This is a genomic window from Acinetobacter sp. 1207_04 (assembly GCF_052850415.1).
In genome coordinates this window covers 113,921-130,419 of sequence record NZ_VXCQ01000009.1, presented here as the reverse complement: position 1 = coordinate 130,419, position 16,499 = coordinate 113,921, and the positions used below count along the sequence as shown (strand labels likewise).

Genomic DNA, 16,499 nt, shown 5'->3' with positions numbered 1-16,499 from the left:
CACCTTCTTACGGAACTAGTTGCTCATCCCAAAAGAACAAGGAATATTAAATAAAAACGATTTAACCTAACTTATTTACAATGCTTAAAGGTAATACTTTCATCGCTAAACCGAGTGGCAACCATGGCCATTGTGGGACATAGGCTTTTACAGGCTCTTTTTCAATAGCTTTTACGAGTAAATGTGATCCTGTTTTCTCATCCACTTCAAATGGAAGTTTTTTCGCACCTTCATTAATTTCAGTACGAATATAACCCGGGAAAATTGTGGTCACTTTTATACGTGTATTGAGCAATTCTGCACGAATACCTTCTGCCAAATGAGCCACTGCTGCTTTACTTGCACCATAAGCAGTTAAATGTTTTGGCATACCACGAATTGCACTCATTGATGAAATCATCACCAAATGACCAAATTCTTGTTCACGAAAAATTTCTACAGCAGCTTCAGATTGTGCCAAAGCTGAAATGAAATTGGTTTCAATAGTGGCACGGTTAATTTCGAATTTACCACTGCCAATGCGACGACCATTGCCAATTCCAGCATTTACAATAACACGCTCTAGCGTACCAAACTCTTGTTTAAACTCACGAAAAACTTGGAAAACTTGATCATAGTTAGTGACATCCAATACTTTGGCAATCACTTTTACGCCATATTGATTTTCTAATTCTTTTTTTAAACTTTCTAGACGCTCTAAACGCCGTGCACAAATCGCTAAATTATAGCCCTTTTGTGCAAATTCACGTGCCATTCCTGCACCAATACCTGAACTTGCACCTGTAATTAAAATTGTTTTCGCCATGCGATTCTTCCTTTCCTTATCTTAATATTTTAGCGATAAATTAAATCCACGTAAGTAATTGAGCATCTTCGGCTTTTAGGTAATGATGTTCATTTAAGCTGAGAAGTTGAGGCTCATTTCCGACAAGGCGAAGAGTCGTCAAACTTGCATTGGCAATCGCCCAATTTAAAGCAAAGGTTTTTTCAGGGCTGAGTCCAAGTAATTTACCCACTGCAACAGAAATCACGCCACCTGACGTGAATACTACGGCATATCGAGGTTTTGATTGCGCCAACTCATTACATAAATTTTGTAAAGTATCTTCGACACGGGCTTTAAAATGTGGCCAACATTCATCATATTCATGGTGATATTCGCCATCTGTCCAACGAGAAATAGCCCCTTCGAAAATTTTGGCTAAATATGCTCGAGGGCTAATTTCTTTAGCAACGTCTTGTTTCAGTAAATGCGGTTCATTAAAACGTGCATCATATTTGGCAAAAACTTGTTGATGATTAAACTCATTCCAGCCGACATTAATATGAGGCGTTGCATCAAGGAAACATTCTGCTAAAGAAAAATCTGCCGTTTGACGATGCCGTTGCATACCACCTGCAACAACATAAGGCTGTTCTTTCAAAATTTTCTGAAAATATTGTCCAAGCACAGTCGCTTGTTGCTCACCTGTCGTAGACAATTTATCGTAAGACTCAGCACCAAACGATGCTTGTCCATGACGAACCAAATAGATCGTGGTCATTTTGGTAATAATTCCTTCATTTTTTCGATATATTTTTGTGCAATTTCATTGGCTTCAATTTTTTGCTTACCAATCAATTTCAAGGCGCGAATATGTAGTGCATGAATGATGATCCAAAAATCTTTAAATGCAGGATTATCCGTTTGTTTATGATAGTAACGGTAGTAAATTTGCTGTGCGATGACAGCTAATCTAAAAATACCAAATACTTCATAAAATGCCCAATTTTCAGTTTTTAAACCTGTTTTTTCAAGATAATATTCCACCACTTCTTTACGAGTAAACATACCTTTCAAATGAGTCGGTTGGCGCCGTGTTGATTTAAAAATTTGACCATCTGTGTCTTCAACCCAATAAGCCAAAGCGGAACCTAAATCCATCAAAGGGTCACCAATAGTTGCCATTTCCCAATCCAACACCCCAATCACTTGCGTTGGATTTTTAGGATCGAGAATGATATTGTCAAAACGCCAATCATTGTGAATGACACAACTTTTTGAATCTTCAGGAATATTATTTTTTAACCATTCACGGACAAACTTAAAACTCGGAACATTGATAGTATGGGCTTTATCATAACGTATATCCCAACCTTCAACTTGACGGCGACAATAGCCATCTCCTTTACCTAAACTTTCAAGTTTAGTTCCTTTGTAAGGCACATCATGCAGTTCAATGAGTTTATTTAGTCCATTAATGCACAATTCACGGACTTCTTTTTCACCAAAATTTAATTCAGGTGGAAGTTTTGCACGCGGAATAATCCCTTCGATGCGTTTCATTACATAGAAGTCACAACCAATAATGGATTCATCCTGACAAAGTGCAACCATTTCAGGGACTACAGGGTAAAAAGGTGCAAGCCAATTTTGCACGTTAAATTCACGAACCATGTCATGTGCTGATTTGGCTTTAGTGCCTTTTGGTGGACGACGTAAAATTAAATCAGCATTTTTATATTTTAGGCGATATGTCCAATTCGATGCACCACCTGAATATTGTGTAACTTCAACAGGACCTGATATTTCTGAACCATGTTCAATTAGCCAATTGCCAACGGCACGAACATCAAGTTCTTCACCTGCACGTACTGCACCACCAAGATCAATTGTTGACATTTTTATTCCCTAAATCGTTAACCTAATGTTTTATCGCGCTTTATTTCAATATTCAATAATATTTTTTACTTAGTAACATCATTGAATATTATAGATAAATTAAATCCTGATCTCAGCATAACATGCGTAATTTTAATGCTTACTTTTATGTGATCCATATCCGCGTTTTTTTAGTTCTAATTTCGCAATCATCGCTTTATGAACTTCGTCAGGACCATCAGCGAGGCGCAGACTACGCGCTTGCGCAAAAAATCCTGTCAATGGAGTATCACGTGACACGCCCATACCACCGTGAATTTGGATTGCCATATCAACTACTTTTTCAAGTACCGAAGGTGCAACAACTTTAATGGCTGAAATTTCAGTGAGTGCTGCCATATTGCCAAATTTATCCATTTTAAACGCAGCATACAACGTCAACAAACGTGCTTGATCTATTGCCACACGTGCTTCAGCAACTCGTTCAAGATTACCACCCAATTTTAAAACCTCTTGCCCAAAAGCTTTACGATCCATACCTCGGTCAATCATCAATTCTAGTGATTTTTCTGCAGCACCAATACATCGCATACAATGATGAATACGTCCAGGTCCTAAACGACCCTGTGCAATTTCAAAACCTTGCCCTGCACCACCAATAAAATTCGTAATCGGTACACGGACATTATTGAAGCTGATTTCACCATGCCCATGAGGCGCATCGTAGTCACCAAATACAGGAAGCATACGTTCAATTTTTACACCAAGTGTATCGATAGGAACAAGAACCATTGAGTGTTGATGATGACGGTCTTTGGTTGAATCAGGAGTATGGGCCATAAAAATAATGATTTTTGCATTTGGATCGCCCAAACCTGATGACCACCATTTACGCCCATTTAAAACAATTTCATCACCCTCAATAACAGCTGTAGCTTGCATATTGGTCGCATCACTCGATGCTACAGCAGGCTCAGTCATACAAAAAACTGAGCGTATTTTTCCATCAAGCAAAGGTTTAAGCCATTGTTCTTTTTGTGATTCTGTACCATATCGCCATAAAACTTCCATATTGCCGCTATCTGGTGCATTACAGTTAAAAACGATGGGAGCAATTAAACTACGCCCTGAAAGTTCTGCAATATGTGCATATTCTTGAACTGATAAACCTTGACCAAGTTCAGCATCTGGCAAGAACATATTCCACAAACCCGCAATTTTGGCTTTATTTTTTAAAACTTCGAGTTGTGCAGGCCATTGCCACTTTGTCCAATCACCTCCTTGATTAAGATGATGAACGTCATTCCAAAATTCTGTTTCTACAGGCTCAATTTCATTTTTTATAAATGCTTTGGTACGCTCAATATAATCTTGTGTACGTGCGGAAAGCTCAAACATCATCAAATCCTTTATTTATCTGTTCATTTACGCTTTACAACACATTAACCTTAAAACTATTATGAATAAAATGATTTAATTTGATTGCCTACTATGAATTTAATTCATCACAATAGAAAAATTGATTTGTCTATTTTCCATCATTTAGATATTAATCTTTATCCACTTTTTATCGCCATTTATGAGCAAAAAAGCATTTCGAAAGCGGCACAAATGCTTTACGTCAGCCAATCGGCAGCAAGTCATGCATTACAGCGTCTACGCCAACAGTTGCAAGATGATTTATTTGTTCGTGCTGGTGCTAAAATGCTCCCGACCCCCTTTGCTGAGCAGATTTATCATCCCATCAGTCAAGCGCTATTTTCGATTCAAAATATTTCTCAGCAACGACAACAGTTTGACTCCAGTATGGTCAAAACTTTAAAAATTGCTGTACATGATGAAATTGAGCCAATTATTTTCCCACGCTTAATTCAACATTTTAATCAGTTGAATTTAGACATTCAGTTTCAAAGTTTTCGCCTAGACCGTAAAACGGCTGTGGCAGATCTTGCTGCACAGCAAATAGATTTTGTGATTGATTTACAACAAAATTATGGCGATAAAATTCAGTTCCAAACGCTTGTTCAAGATTATTATGTGTTGTGCACTCATCAAAATCATATTACTGCTGATGATTTTTTTTCAGCACCGCATATAGGCGTTTCTTCCCGGCGTGAAGGAATTTTGCTTGAGGACATTCATTTGAGTAAGAAAAAACAAAATCGGCAAATTTTCCTAAGATGCCAACATTATTCCACGGCGTTGCAAATTTTGGAGCAATATCCTACTGCGATGCTGAGTATTCCCAAAGGAATTTTGAGTCATTTTCAAATTCCAAAGAAGTTAAATGTTTTGGATTATCCTGTTGATTTACCGATTTTAAATATTGGTATGTTTTGGTATAAAGATTTATTGGAGAATTCAAGGCATTTATTTTTGAGGGGTGAAATGATTAAAATATTTACTTAGGCTATTTGTAAAATCGGTCAAGTATCTTGTATTCATCAATTCATTGTTGTTTTAACAAGTGATTATTGAGCTTAATTTTTCCGGAATCTCACTATTTTTAAATTTTGCTTAGGCTATTTACTGTATTTCAATGAATTTATTGATTAAAATAGAAACAAATCATTCTAAAATAAAAGTAAGGACATTCACCTGATGAATAATTTAGGTAATCCACTGGACACTCCTTTTGGAAATACAACACCTCAGTCAATAAATAACTCATCTTCGGATAGTCCCCTCTCCCCTAGCGGGCGTTTTACTCGTTTATCTTTCCTCGCTTGGAATTTTATTTTAGCGATGAGTTTTTCGTGTATTTTTACAATTTTATTTTCTCTTGGACTTACAGGATATGCAATTTCAGCCGTACAAGACCCTACAAATTCTTTTAGCCATCCGCTGACCATCATTTCAATTTTACTCGCTGTCTTACTGTGTATTGCATTTATAGCCTCCATTATTATTATCTGTATTAGGCGTTTGCATGACTTAAATAAAAGTGGTTGGTTGGCTTTACTGATTTTTATTCCTCTTATTGGAACCATTTTTTCAATTTATATTTTTGTGGCACGAGGAACAAAGGAACGAAATGCTTACGGAGCGTTTCGCCCAACGGAACAAGCTGAAAAGTTCTTAGGCTATTTGTATCTCGCTTTTATGGCTGTTTTCTTAGTCTTTTATGTGGCTCTTCTTAGTATTGTGATGACTAAACCTGAAATATTCCAGCAACTTCCAAGTATGGTTGATTCAGAAATAACTTCAAATACCGCATATCCTTATGGTGATGATTCTGAAAACCATACTCCTGTTGCCCCTCCTATCGAACAAAATGTTCATATCGAAGAAACTCAACAGCGCCCATTACATGTGAATCGTGACACATCGCCTCAAATTGAAGCATCAGAAGATACTCAAACAACCGCACAAATTCAGTTAGACAATGAGTTACAACGTGCTGAAAATGAAGCAAATCATGTACAACAAAGTGCTGAGGATGCTGTTCGTGATGCACAAGCGGCGGCTGAAGCAGCAGTGAATGTAGCATCGTCACAATAATAGAATTAGGCAAAATATTTCATTTAATTCAAATACAACGGTTAGGATTCTCCAAGCCGTTTCAATTCATGTTGAATCAATGTGCTTTTAGTTGAATCAACATAGTTGGATTTCAGTATGGTTTAAGGCTGAAAAACCAAGTACAAACCCGTATTTAGCTTTATCTGTATAAAACTGACTCAATGCAGTTAATGAAATTTGTTGTAGCGCTGCACCATCAACCAAAACTTGTTCAAATTTGATTGGGATATTTTTCTTAAAATAACACGCCATTTGCATATATGAACGCTGTTCGCCTATCTCACAATATTCACTTAAATATTGATCAAATAAAACAATAAATGACTGATAACGCCCTAAATACTATACCTGCATATCGGCTAAATAATCCGCATAGTCTCCTTTTGCATAAATTGCGCCAAAATAGATTGCATATACTGTGATGGTGCACTTCCTTCCATATAGTTACGATAATGCTTAAATGGTTCAATCAGTGCATTGGGTAAAATTAAATAAGAGAGCTTTAGACTTGGTAAAAGATATTTACTTAATGATCCTAACTAAATCGTGTGTTGATGATTCAAAGCAAGTAGTGCAGGTTTTTGCTGTTGTCCCATAAGAAAAGCATCATAATCCATCTTCTAAGATATAGGCGCCTGTCTGCTGAGCAAGTGCAATCAATTGTTGCCTACGCTCTAAACTCATTTCTACACCAGTTGGAAATTAGCGGGTGTGACATAAATGGTTTTTAAATCGATTATTTTTAAATAGTCAATATAAAGCCTGTAAACGCTGTTGGCTTTCAGGTAATACATACTCATTACTTGATACGGCGGGCAACGTAGTCGATGTATTAGGTTCAATTTTTTGTTGAGCATTAACTTTTATAAATATTCCTTTACCCTTAATGCGATATAACCATCCTTCATGTTCTAATTGCTGATAAGACTTTTCAACCGTATCTCGAGAAATACCTAAACTTTCTGACAGAAAACGACTTGAGTGGCATTTTAAATCCCGTCCCCATTGTAAAGTCTGAATACTTTGCTTAAATGCCAAATACAACCGTACCTTTAACTTATACTGAGCGTTATACAACAGTAAGGTGAATAGATTAAATAAATTCATTCATCTCTTTTAAGCTACTTGTTCAGCTTGGCGACTCATTTCTAAATGATGCTTCAAAATTGTTTCGGCAAATTCAACAAAAACAGATATTTTTTCAAAAAATGCTCACCATAAAGTAAATCATATATCAAATGTGCTGCGTAATGCTCATCTATCCCCAATTGCAAACCAATTAAAGAGGCATCGTAATACCTGTTCGTGCTGTAAATTCAGATAATAATTGCTCTGGCACAGTATGATCGCCTAACAAATAGATCTGCTGACAACTAGGATCCATTAGCGCTTTACACAACGTAGCGCTAATGGGTGGTGCAAAAACATAAGTAGAATGAATATGAACATCTGCCAACTGTACAACGTTTTAACGCATTAAAATGATCAATTGACTCAGCCTGCTGTAATACCGCATTCAATTCGAAACTCACTCAAATTTGACATCCCTGCTCCAAAACGACTCAATCATATTTACATTGCGCTACTTTATAGTGAATAGAGTCTAAAGTGGTCTGAATTTCATAAAGATAGTGGTCTGCTTCAAGAACTTATAACGTCCAGATGTTGAACAACGATAAAAAAAAACGAATGTACAATTAGTAAAACTTAACAATAATCTTGTGAAATCATTCATTTTAGGATTTTTGATGCAAAATTCTCGGGGATATATTCAAGTGAATATTTCAATTATTTAATTAACTTAACAAATAAAAAAATACTTAAAATGTGAAAAATATATAGATTTCAGTATATTTAAAGTTCTAAAAATCAAAGTAAAGCCAAAATATGAATGTTTTAAGTTGAAAAATGGTTATAAGTTTGAATAGTAGTATTGTTTAAACGACATCCAATCTAAGCACAAACCGTAATAAAAGTTTTTCAGACTAAGTCCAATTACAACACGCTCTCACTATCGTGCGTTTATTATTCTAAAACCTAACTTTTGCCAACGACATCGGGGGATTTTCAGTCCCTTCACGTAATGAACACGAAGTGTTGATGAGCGAATAGGTCAATCCAATACTCTAAAAGCATCTAAACTTTATTTAAATATCTATCCGAAAACCCTTAAATTTTCTTGAGTCTGTTGGTACATAAGCGGAACATTAAAAATATCAATCAACCAAACAAAGTAATCAATCAGATTAATCAACTTACAAAAACAACAATTTTTTATAGTTTAATTATTTTTTATTCATGACCTTACAATATCAAGTAACACTCATAATACAGGACTGATTTAAAAACTGAAATTTATCAAATAAATATTTGATATCAAAACAATAAAAGGCACTTGCTCGTTGCTATGTTGAGTAATACGAAATTGAGCATAGATCAACATTAAAATAGTACTCACTATTCTCAAATCAATACTGTTCCGTACAAATACTTTGGATTCAGGCTACGGTTAAAATATATAAATGCCATCTATCACAGAACATCTTATCTTTCGTTAGGCGATTACTTATCGTATTGAACAATACCATCACAATGAATAGTATTAACATGGACAAAACTGCTACATAAAACAAATGAATAGTTTTCGCCAATTCGGTTTAATATACACGCTAAGGACATATTATAAAAAAATATAAAAAATGTCATATTTTAACATTGCCAATTACTTACAAAATTAACAATATATAGCGAATTCATGGCATAGCTTTTCTAAGACAATTCAAAGAATTTATAAAGTTTATGTAGAAAAACATGCCATAATATGCAAACTTTGCAGACATCTTGCAAAGAAACTTGCAACTTATATATTGGAGTAGACACAATGAGTTCGACCATTTTGGTCATTCACGGACCAAATTTAAATTTATTGGGCAAACGCGAGCCCGAAGTTTACGGTCACTTGACGCTGAATGACATCAATCAGCAACTCATTGCTCAAGCTCAGCAATCAGATATTAGTCTTGACACATTTCAAAGCAATTGGGAAGGCGCCGTTGTAGATCGTATTCATCAAGCTCAACAAGATGGTGTACAGATGATCATTATCAACCCTGCTGCACTAACTCATACCTCTGTTGCTCTACGTGATGCGTTACTTGGCGTTGCCATCCCTTTTATTGAAGTACATTTGTCTAATGTTCATGCACGTGAAGCCTTTAGACATCACTCATATTTATCAGATAAAGCCATTGGCGTAATTTGTGGCTTAGGTGCTAAAGGGTATTCCTTCGCACTCAATTACGCAATTGAAAAACTTCAATCTTCAATCCAATCATAAATTAGGACGACGAACCCATGGATATTCGCAAAATCAAAAAGCTTATCGATTTGATGATCGAATCAGATCTTCAAGCCATTGAAGTCAAGGAAGGTGATCAATCAATCGCCCTGACACGTCGTAATCCTGTGGTTGCAGGTGTTGCTACTGTTGCAGCACCAACTGAAGTAGCACCAGTCATTAAAGCTACATCACGTGGTGCAGTAGAAACATCTCCAATGGTTGGCGTATTTTACTCTGCACCAAACCCAGGTGAAGCACCTTTTGTCAATGTCGGTCAAACAGTTTCTGCTGGTGACACACTGGGTATCATTGAAGCAATGAAAATCATGAACCCAATTGAAGCAACACAAAGTGGCGTGATTGAAGAAATTTTGGTTAAAAATGGCGATGTGATCCAATTCGGTCAACCACTATTCCGCTACCGCGCGTAATTGATTGGGGATTGATATGTTGCAAAAAGTTCTCATTGCAAACCGGGGTGAAATTGCGCTACGCATCACTCGGGCATGCAAAACACTCGGAATTAAAACTGTTGGCATCTATTCTGATGCAGATAAAGACCTTATGCATTTACGCTTTGTAGACGAAGCTGTATGTATTGGTCCTGGTGCAAGCAGTGAAAGTTACCTTAATATTCCTGCCATTATTACTGCGGCAGAAATTACAGGTGCAGATGCCATTCATCCAGGCTATGGTTTTTTATCTGAAAATGCTGAATTTGCTGAAATCGTAGAAAGCTCAGGTTTTATTTTCATTGGTCCACGTCCTGAACATATTCGACAAATGGGGAATAAAGTTTCTGCCATTTTAGCAATGCGTAAAGCAGGCGTACCAACTGTACCAGGTTCAGCTCATGCAGTTACTCCAAATAATGCCCTTGCCGAAGCGAAAGAAATTGGCTTCCCACTGATCGTTAAAGCTGCCTCAGGTGGTGGTGGTCGTGGTATGCGTATTGTTGAACGTGTAGATACACTACTTGAGTCTGTTCAAGCTGCACAGCGTGATGCTGAAATGTGGTTTGGTGATGATACTGTGTATATGGAACGCTTCCTACAAAAACCACGTCACGTAGAAGTTCAAGTTCTTGCAGACGGTAATGGTCATGCAGTACATTTATACGACCGTGATTGCTCTTTGCAACGTCGTCATCAAAAAGTGCTTGAAGAAGCACCAGCACCAGGTTTACCTGAACAAGCGCGCGCTGATATTTTAGAAGCCTGCGTAAATGCATGTAAGCTCATACAATATCGGGGTGCTGGTACATTTGAGTTTCTATTTGAAGATGGTGAATTCTTCTTTATTGAAATGAATACTCGTGTTCAAGTTGAACACCCTGTTTCTGAAATGGTGACGGGCATTGATATTATTGAACAACAACTTCGTATTGCGGCAGGCTTAGGTTTGAACTTGCAACAAGAAGATATTCAAGTTCATGGTCATGCGATTGAATGCCGTATCAATGCTGAAGATCCTTCAACTTTTATGCCTTCACCAGGTAAAATTGAAAGTTTCTATGCACCAGGTGGTGCAGGTATTCGTTTAGATTCACACATCTATCAGGATTACAGCATTCCACCGTATTACGACTCGATGATTGCTAAACTCATTGCACATGGTCAAGATCGTGAAACTGCCATTGCACGTATGAAACAAGCATTGGATGAGATGATCCTTACAGGTATTAAAACCAATATTCCTTTGCATAAAGATTTAATTTTGCAAGATAAAAACTTCTGCAAACAAGCAATGGATATTCATTACCTTGAAAAACATCTACTCAAACAATTGCAAGGTCATGAAAAAGATGCTTAATGCATCATTTGAAAAGATTTAAATCAAAAAAAACCTCTTTATGTAAGAGGTTTTTTTATGATTACATATTTTATCTATTTATTTTTAATTTCAATTAAATTTCAATTAAATCAATCATTATTACGGTAAAACACGGCGTAAGGTTGCAAAACACTTATCATCGGCTTCCGATGCACAAAAATTCAATGTTGAATTATTTTTCCAACGGACATAATACTGCGAAACTTCGCCCGACTGATCAACCTGATTACCAGAACAATCTTTTTCATTGTTTTCATACTTAATTTGCATAACTAACGCTGGCCATTTCTCTAAAGTATTGTCTGGAGATGGCTGATAGTCATATAAACCTGCTGACCACTCTTTACCACTATTTACTACAACCTCATTGCTACCACGAAAGTTATAATATTCAACACATTTCTTGTTTCCAGGAATATCCATCCCCCATAGACCTAAAATTTCGGGACGAGTCGTAATTTTTATTGTATTTGCCTGAACACCATTAGCTGGCAAAGTTTCCGCTGCAACTGCAAAATCAAAACCACAAAACAATAACGTGATAAATAAAGCTGTTTTTTTCATACCTAATCAGCATCTTAATGTCATATGTTTATAAATTAGCATAAATTTAGAATAAATCATGTAATATTAACCATATAGAAACAATCTGAGTATTTTCGAATCAAATCATCCGAAAAAACTAAACTACATCAAAATCATATTGATTTTTCTTCATAAAAATATATGCTTAATGGAAATAGACAATAAGATGTGAGTATTTCTAGCACTAATGTCTCACACGAACATTATAACGAATACAATAGGAAATTGACTTGTCTTTATCCATTCAATATTCAGACCAATCTTTCAAAGAAAATTTTCGTTCTTTTTGTATTGTTGGCATCATAATATTTGTTTGCGCACTTGCTGGAATATTAGGAAGACCCCTATTTTTCCTCGCTATTTTTTGGCCTGCAAATGCCGTATTACTCGGTCTATTTCTTCGTTATAAAAATTTAAGAAACGTCGGTGGATGGCTCGGCGCATTTACAAGTTTTATGTTGGCCGATTTGGTCACTGGTAACTATTTTATCTTGACGCTCTTTCTAAGTATTGCCAATGTTTTAAATCCAATTGTGACTTTGGCATTATTACGCCTATTCAAACTCGATTTTAAAGAATTCAATAAAGGGATGACCTTTTTATTTTTATTCATTATCTGTGCATTTGGGGGCTGTCTTGCAAGTCCAGTATTTGCCGTTTTAACAATTCCTCATATCCCTAATACATTTATGTCTACAGATCGACTTTGGGTCGACTTTGGTATGTGGTGGACAGGCGAAATTCTTAATGTCATTGCCTTCTTACCGATTCTTTTAGCAATCCCAGACAAAAAAACATGTCTAAGATTTATAAAAGATTGGAAAACCCTTCCCTTTCAGCCAAAAAATCTCACGCCAATTATTGCCGTAATTGTATCTGTTATTTTGACCCACTTTTTTATTGGTCCGGGTGCTATCATGTTCCCAATTGCTGCATTGGTTTTGGCATCACTCACTTATAATTTATTCTTTGTATCCATCATCAATTGCTTTGTCTGTATGATGATGTATAACAGTTTAACCGCATATTATATTGCTCAATCGCCTGATGCCTATTTAGCAACTACCATTTCAGTGCGAATCGGTTTATTCATGCTTGCTCTTACACCACTCACACTGACTATTATCAGTATGAATCGACAAAAGCTTTATCATCAAATTTTGTATTTAGCCAATCATGATGGCTTAACCACTGCAATGAACCGTCGCTATTTCTACGAGGAAAGTGAACGTGCGGTAACAATTACCCCAATAAAGCCCCAACAAGCCAAGACCGTCACTATTTTAATTTTAGATTTAGATCATTTTAAAAAAATTAATGATACTTATGGTCACAATGTCGGTGATCTTGTATTACAAGAATTCACAGTACAAGTCCGCAAACAGATCCGCGATTCTGATCTGTTTGGACGTTTAGGAGGGGAAGAGTTTGCGATTTTACTCAAAGATTTATCATTACAACAAAGTGTCGAAATTGCGCAACGCATTTGCAATACAGCATTTTCAACCCCAATTATCCTTGAAGATGGTCAAACACTGAATATCAGTGTCAGTATTGGTCTGAGTTATCAAACTTTGCCATACTGTATTCCTTTCCAACAATTGGTCAAACGCGCCGATGATGCACTCTATCAAGCCAAAGAGAAAGGTCGTAATCAACTTTGTCTTGAATCATCCTTACAGAATGAATTAAAGATGCAAATGCAACATTCATGAAGTTAATATCAACAACATTCAATAGATAAAAATACCGCAAAGGAATTGCAAATGAAATTTTCAGAATATGTTCGATATGATGGGCTTGGATTGGCTCAACTTGTAAAATCTAAACAAGTGACTGCGCAAGAATTACTTGAAACTGCACATGCTCGAGCGGAACAAGTCAATCCCAAATTAAATGCTATCGTCATCCCTATGTACGAACACGCTCGCAATAAAATAAAGCAACAAAATTTGCCTCAGGGTGCATTTACCGGATTACCTTTCTTACTGAAAGATTTACATCAAGAATATGCTGGTGTTGCAACTTCTTTTGGTTCAAATGCACTAAAACGAGCACATTATATTTCAAATCAAAGCTCTGAAATTGTTAAACGTTGGGAAAATGCAGGTGTCGTTGCGATGGGGCTGACCAATGCACCTGAATTTGGGATCAAAGGCATTACTGAACCTAAAGCTTGGGGTAGTTGCCATAATCCTTGGAATTTAAAATATAATAGTGGTGGTTCTTCAGGTGGTTCAGCTTCTGCTGTAGCTGCTGGAATTGTCCCAATTGCAGGTGCAAGCGATGGTGGTGGCTCTATTCGCATTCCCGCATCCTATTGTGGATTATTTGGTTTAAAACCGAGTCGTGGTCGTACGCCATGGGGTCCCCATTTTAGTGAGCTCATGCACGGCGCAGCAATGCAACATGTATTAACCAAATCTGTCCGTGATAGCGCAGCGATGTTAGATGCAACGCAAGGCCCAAACCATCAAAGCCCCTTTCATATTGCTCCTCCGTCTGAATCTTATTTAAATCTGATTGCAAAACCACCAAAACCATTACGAATTGCATTTTGTACTGAATCACCAGTGGGCACAAAAGTATCTAAAGATGCGGTTCTTGCGATTCAACTCACAGCTAAACTACTTGAATCACTTGGGCATCATGTAACGGAAAGCAAACCCGCAATTGATGGTATGCAACTTGCGAAAGACTTTACACTCACTTGGTTTAGCCAATGTGCTTATGCCGTTCAACAACTAAAATTACAGCACGGCGCAAAAAATAGTGATTTTGAGTTAGACACTTTGGCTATTGCAGCTTTTGGTGCGCAGACCTCTGCTTTAGACTATATTCGCAATCTCGAAAACTGGGGTGTTTATATCACACAAATGAATCGGTTTTTTGAGCAATATGATTTATACCTCATCCCATCTACTACATCCGTTGCACCAAAAAATGGTGAAGTCAAAACACCTGCTTGGCAAATTCCAATTCTCAAAACACTTTTAAAAATTGATAAAGCACATATCTTGGCGAAAGGTAAACTGATTGATCAATTGGTGAAAAATAATTTGCAATGGGTACCCTTTACTCAACTTGCCAATATTACAGGGCTACCTGCGATGTCTGTGCCCCTATATTGGAACAAAAATAATCTACCTTTAGGTTCTCAGTTTGTTGCACCTTTTGGTCAAGAAGATGTACTTTTACAACTCGCGGCACAACTAGAACATGCACAACCATGGCATTCATGCTATCAAAGCATTATTGTCTAAGCTATTTAATACAATGTAATTCAATCTAAAATATCGTATTTAATTTAAATACGATATGATTTTAAATACGAATCTACATCATTTCTTATACTTGTATTTTTGAAGGTAATACTTTTACTAAGAAAAGTCCGAATATGATTGAACAACCTGCCAATATAAAAATCATCTCCCCACCTAGGCTTTGCCAATAATGCCCTGCAAGTAAACTTCCAGATGCCACACCAAGCCCCCACATCGTGCTATACAATGCTTGCCCACGCCCTTGCTGACCTGCGGTAAAGTTTTGAAATATAATCCGCATTGCAATCATATGAAATAATCCAAAACTAAAGGCGTGCATCGTCTGTGATAAAAATTGTGCGCTAAAACTATTTGGAAAGGATCCTGCAATAATAAAACGTAATCCCGTCATCAGCAGACAAATACTTACCAAGACACGCCAACTTAATTTTTTCAGAAAAAATGTTGCATAGGCAAACATCATAATTTCAGCAATCACACCGACAGACCATAGAAAGCCAATACTTGTTGTACTAAAACCATTGGCTTTTAAATAATTACTATAAAAACTATAAAATGGGGCTTGTGCAAAAAGCATAATAAATTCAATGCAAAAAAAGGCAGATACCACAGGTCGTTTTAAAACAGGTAATAATGCTTCGAGTTGTTTCTGCGACTGCGGTGCATCTTGTGGCTCTTTGACTGTAAACGACCATAAAAATGCAGTAAATGCGATACATAACAACATAATGGGTAACATTGAAATATCAACAATTTCAAGCAATGCCCCAATACTAAATACACCAACAATAAAACCAATTGAACCCCATTTACGCACTTTTCCATAAAGCTCTGCACGGCGTTCACCAAGCCAAAATAAAGTCACGCCTTCAAATTGCGCCAATATAGCATTTTGGAAAAAGCTAAAAATTAGCATGAGCATAGCAACGGATTGAAAATCATTGGGAATAATAAAAATCAGGAACCAAATAACGGCTTCCATCCATGTTGCAATACGAACAAGTCGCATGCGTTTACCAGACTTATCTGCAACCCACCCCCATATAAAAGGTGCAAAAAATCGGGTAATAATTGCAATTGAAGAAAGTATGCCAATCTGCTCGAAGCTAAATCCCTGATCTTGCAAATACAAGCTCCAATATGGCATGAATGTACCAACAATACAGTAGTAGAAAAAGTAGAATCCACTTAGTCTGTGTTGGATTTGCATAGGTTGCATATAGTTGTATTCACTTGTATTTTCAATTGGTTACAAAGATTAAAGGTTGCATTAGATTGCAGTCATTTGTTTACT

Annotated in this window: 16 protein-coding genes; 7 read left to right on the top strand and 9 right to left on the bottom strand. The window is 36.6% G+C overall.

Annotation, left to right across the window (positions count from 1 at the left end):
* Positions 1 to 61: 61 nt before the first annotated feature.
* From FW754_RS10080 to FW754_RS10065, 4 genes are all read right to left on the bottom strand, one after another.
* Complete coding sequence (locus FW754_RS10080) at positions 62 to 805, bottom strand: SDR family oxidoreductase (RefSeq protein ID WP_409510091.1); 744 nt, start codon at positions 803 to 805, stop codon at positions 62 to 64.
* A gap of 40 nt (positions 806 to 845) precedes the next feature.
* A complete protein-coding gene (locus tag FW754_RS10075) occupies positions 846 to 1,544 on the bottom strand; it encodes a histidine phosphatase family protein (protein ID WP_409510092.1) in 699 nt (232 codons plus the stop codon).
* Entirely contained in the window at positions 1,541 to 2,662 is a 1,122-nt protein-coding gene (locus FW754_RS10070; protein WP_409510093.1) for a phosphotransferase family protein, read from the bottom strand. Before FW754_RS10070 ends, FW754_RS10075 begins: the two co-directional genes overlap by 4 nt.
* 132 nt (positions 2,663 to 2,794) lie before the next feature.
* Positions 2,795 to 4,039, bottom strand: coding sequence for an acyl-CoA dehydrogenase family protein (locus tag FW754_RS10065; protein WP_446324570.1), 1,245 nt, complete (start codon positions 4,037 to 4,039; stop codon positions 2,795 to 2,797).
* Between the two features lie 93 nt (positions 4,040 to 4,132).
* Between FW754_RS10065 and FW754_RS10060 the strand changes: the two genes are divergently transcribed.
* The gene (locus tag FW754_RS10060) at positions 4,133 to 5,050 is read left to right on the top strand and encodes a LysR family transcriptional regulator (protein ID WP_446324569.1); all 918 of its coding nucleotides are present in this window, start codon (positions 4,133 to 4,135) and stop codon (positions 5,048 to 5,050) included.
* A gap of 192 nt (positions 5,051 to 5,242) precedes the next feature.
* Entirely contained in the window at positions 5,243 to 6,142 is a 900-nt protein-coding gene (locus FW754_RS10055; protein ID WP_446324568.1) for a DUF805 domain-containing protein, read from the top strand.
* Positions 6,143 to 6,238: 96 nt separating this feature from the next.
* Here the strand turns inward: FW754_RS10055 and FW754_RS10050 are convergent, their stop codons facing one another.
* The 3 genes from FW754_RS10050 to FW754_RS10040 form a co-directional block, all read right to left on the bottom strand.
* A complete protein-coding gene (locus FW754_RS10050) occupies positions 6,239 to 6,421 on the bottom strand; it encodes a hypothetical protein (RefSeq protein WP_446324567.1) in 183 nt (60 codons plus the stop codon).
* Between the two features lie 492 nt (positions 6,422 to 6,913).
* On the bottom strand, positions 6,914 to 7,270 hold the full coding sequence (locus FW754_RS10045; RefSeq protein ID WP_446324566.1) for a GntR family transcriptional regulator: 357 nt from the start codon (positions 7,268 to 7,270) through the stop codon (positions 6,914 to 6,916).
* 172 nt (positions 7,271 to 7,442) lie between these two features.
* Positions 7,443 to 7,619, bottom strand: a complete 177-nt coding sequence (locus FW754_RS10040; RefSeq protein ID WP_446324565.1) for a hypothetical protein — start codon at positions 7,617 to 7,619, stop codon at positions 7,443 to 7,445.
* A 1,425-nt stretch (positions 7,620 to 9,044) separates the two neighbouring features.
* Here FW754_RS10040 and aroQ point away from each other — a divergent pair.
* From aroQ to accC, 3 genes are read left to right on the top strand one after another with little or no spacing between them, the layout of a single operon-like run.
* On the top strand, positions 9,045 to 9,500 hold the full coding sequence (aroQ, locus tag FW754_RS10035) for a type II 3-dehydroquinate dehydratase (protein ID WP_409510100.1): 456 nt from the start codon (positions 9,045 to 9,047) through the stop codon (positions 9,498 to 9,500).
* 17 nt (positions 9,501 to 9,517) lie between these two features.
* Positions 9,518 to 9,934, top strand: a complete 417-nt coding sequence (gene accB / locus FW754_RS10030) for an acetyl-CoA carboxylase biotin carboxyl carrier protein (protein ID WP_409510101.1) — start codon at positions 9,518 to 9,520, stop codon at positions 9,932 to 9,934.
* A 16-nt stretch (positions 9,935 to 9,950) separates the two neighbouring features.
* Positions 9,951 to 11,315 carry an acetyl-CoA carboxylase biotin carboxylase subunit gene (gene accC / locus FW754_RS10025; RefSeq protein ID WP_409510102.1) on the top strand — a complete coding sequence of 455 codons (1,365 nt, stop codon included), beginning with the start codon at positions 9,951 to 9,953 and terminating at the stop codon, positions 11,313 to 11,315.
* A 120-nt stretch (positions 11,316 to 11,435) separates the two neighbouring features.
* On the opposite strand, the gene FW754_RS10020 is transcribed toward accC, so the two are convergent.
* On the bottom strand, positions 11,436 to 11,900 hold the full coding sequence (locus FW754_RS10020; RefSeq protein ID WP_409510103.1) for a hypothetical protein: 465 nt from the start codon (positions 11,898 to 11,900) through the stop codon (positions 11,436 to 11,438).
* Between the two features lie 251 nt (positions 11,901 to 12,151).
* Here FW754_RS10020 and FW754_RS10015 point away from each other — a divergent pair, with 251 nt between their 5' ends.
* Both FW754_RS10015 and FW754_RS10010 read left to right on the top strand, forming a co-directional pair.
* Complete coding sequence (locus FW754_RS10015; protein ID WP_446324564.1) at positions 12,152 to 13,636, top strand: diguanylate cyclase; 1,485 nt, start codon at positions 12,152 to 12,154, stop codon at positions 13,634 to 13,636.
* A gap of 51 nt (positions 13,637 to 13,687) precedes the next feature.
* Positions 13,688 to 15,184: an amidase gene (locus FW754_RS10010; RefSeq protein ID WP_446324563.1), complete on the top strand. Its 1,497-nt coding sequence runs from the start codon at positions 13,688 to 13,690 to the stop codon at positions 15,182 to 15,184.
* Between the two features lie 85 nt (positions 15,185 to 15,269).
* On the opposite strand, the gene FW754_RS10005 is transcribed toward FW754_RS10010, so the two are convergent.
* Complete coding sequence (locus FW754_RS10005) at positions 15,270 to 16,424, bottom strand: MFS transporter (protein ID WP_446324562.1); 1,155 nt, start codon at positions 16,422 to 16,424, stop codon at positions 15,270 to 15,272.
* Positions 16,425 to 16,499 lie beyond the last annotated feature (75 nt).

What these genes read in the sequence shown, in the direction of transcription:
- FW754_RS10060 (WP_446324569.1), top strand. Translation starts at nt 4,133, where the DNA reads ATGAATTTAATTCATCACAATAGAAAAATTGATTTGTCTATTTTCCAT.
- FW754_RS10005 (WP_446324562.1), bottom strand. Translation starts at nt 16,424, where the DNA reads ATGCAACCTATGCAAATCCAACACAGACTAAGTGGATTCTACTTTTTC.
- FW754_RS10045 (WP_446324566.1), bottom strand. Translation starts at nt 7,270, where the DNA reads ATGAATTTATTTAATCTATTCACCTTACTGTTGTATAACGCTCAGTAT.
- FW754_RS10050 (WP_446324567.1), bottom strand. Translation starts at nt 6,421, where the DNA reads ATGCAAATGGCGTGTTATTTTAAGAAAAATATCCCAATCAAATTTGAA.
- FW754_RS10020 (WP_409510103.1), bottom strand. Translation starts at nt 11,900, where the DNA reads ATGAAAAAAACAGCTTTATTTATCACGTTATTGTTTTGTGGTTTTGAT.
- aroQ (WP_409510100.1), top strand. Translation starts at nt 9,045, where the DNA reads ATGAGTTCGACCATTTTGGTCATTCACGGACCAAATTTAAATTTATTG.
- FW754_RS10075 (WP_409510092.1), bottom strand. Translation starts at nt 1,544, where the DNA reads ATGACCACGATCTATTTGGTTCGTCATGGACAAGCATCGTTTGGTGCT.
- FW754_RS10070 (WP_409510093.1), bottom strand. Translation starts at nt 2,662, where the DNA reads ATGTCAACAATTGATCTTGGTGGTGCAGTACGTGCAGGTGAAGAACTT.
- FW754_RS10065 (WP_446324570.1), bottom strand. Translation starts at nt 4,039, where the DNA reads ATGTTTGAGCTTTCCGCACGTACACAAGATTATATTGAGCGTACCAAA.
- FW754_RS10010 (WP_446324563.1), top strand. Translation starts at nt 13,688, where the DNA reads ATGAAATTTTCAGAATATGTTCGATATGATGGGCTTGGATTGGCTCAA.
- FW754_RS10080 (WP_409510091.1), bottom strand. Translation starts at nt 805, where the DNA reads ATGGCGAAAACAATTTTAATTACAGGTGCAAGTTCAGGTATTGGTGCA.
- accB (WP_409510101.1), top strand. Translation starts at nt 9,518, where the DNA reads ATGGATATTCGCAAAATCAAAAAGCTTATCGATTTGATGATCGAATCA.
- accC (WP_409510102.1), top strand. Translation starts at nt 9,951, where the DNA reads ATGTTGCAAAAAGTTCTCATTGCAAACCGGGGTGAAATTGCGCTACGC.
- FW754_RS10055 (WP_446324568.1), top strand. Translation starts at nt 5,243, where the DNA reads ATGAATAATTTAGGTAATCCACTGGACACTCCTTTTGGAAATACAACA.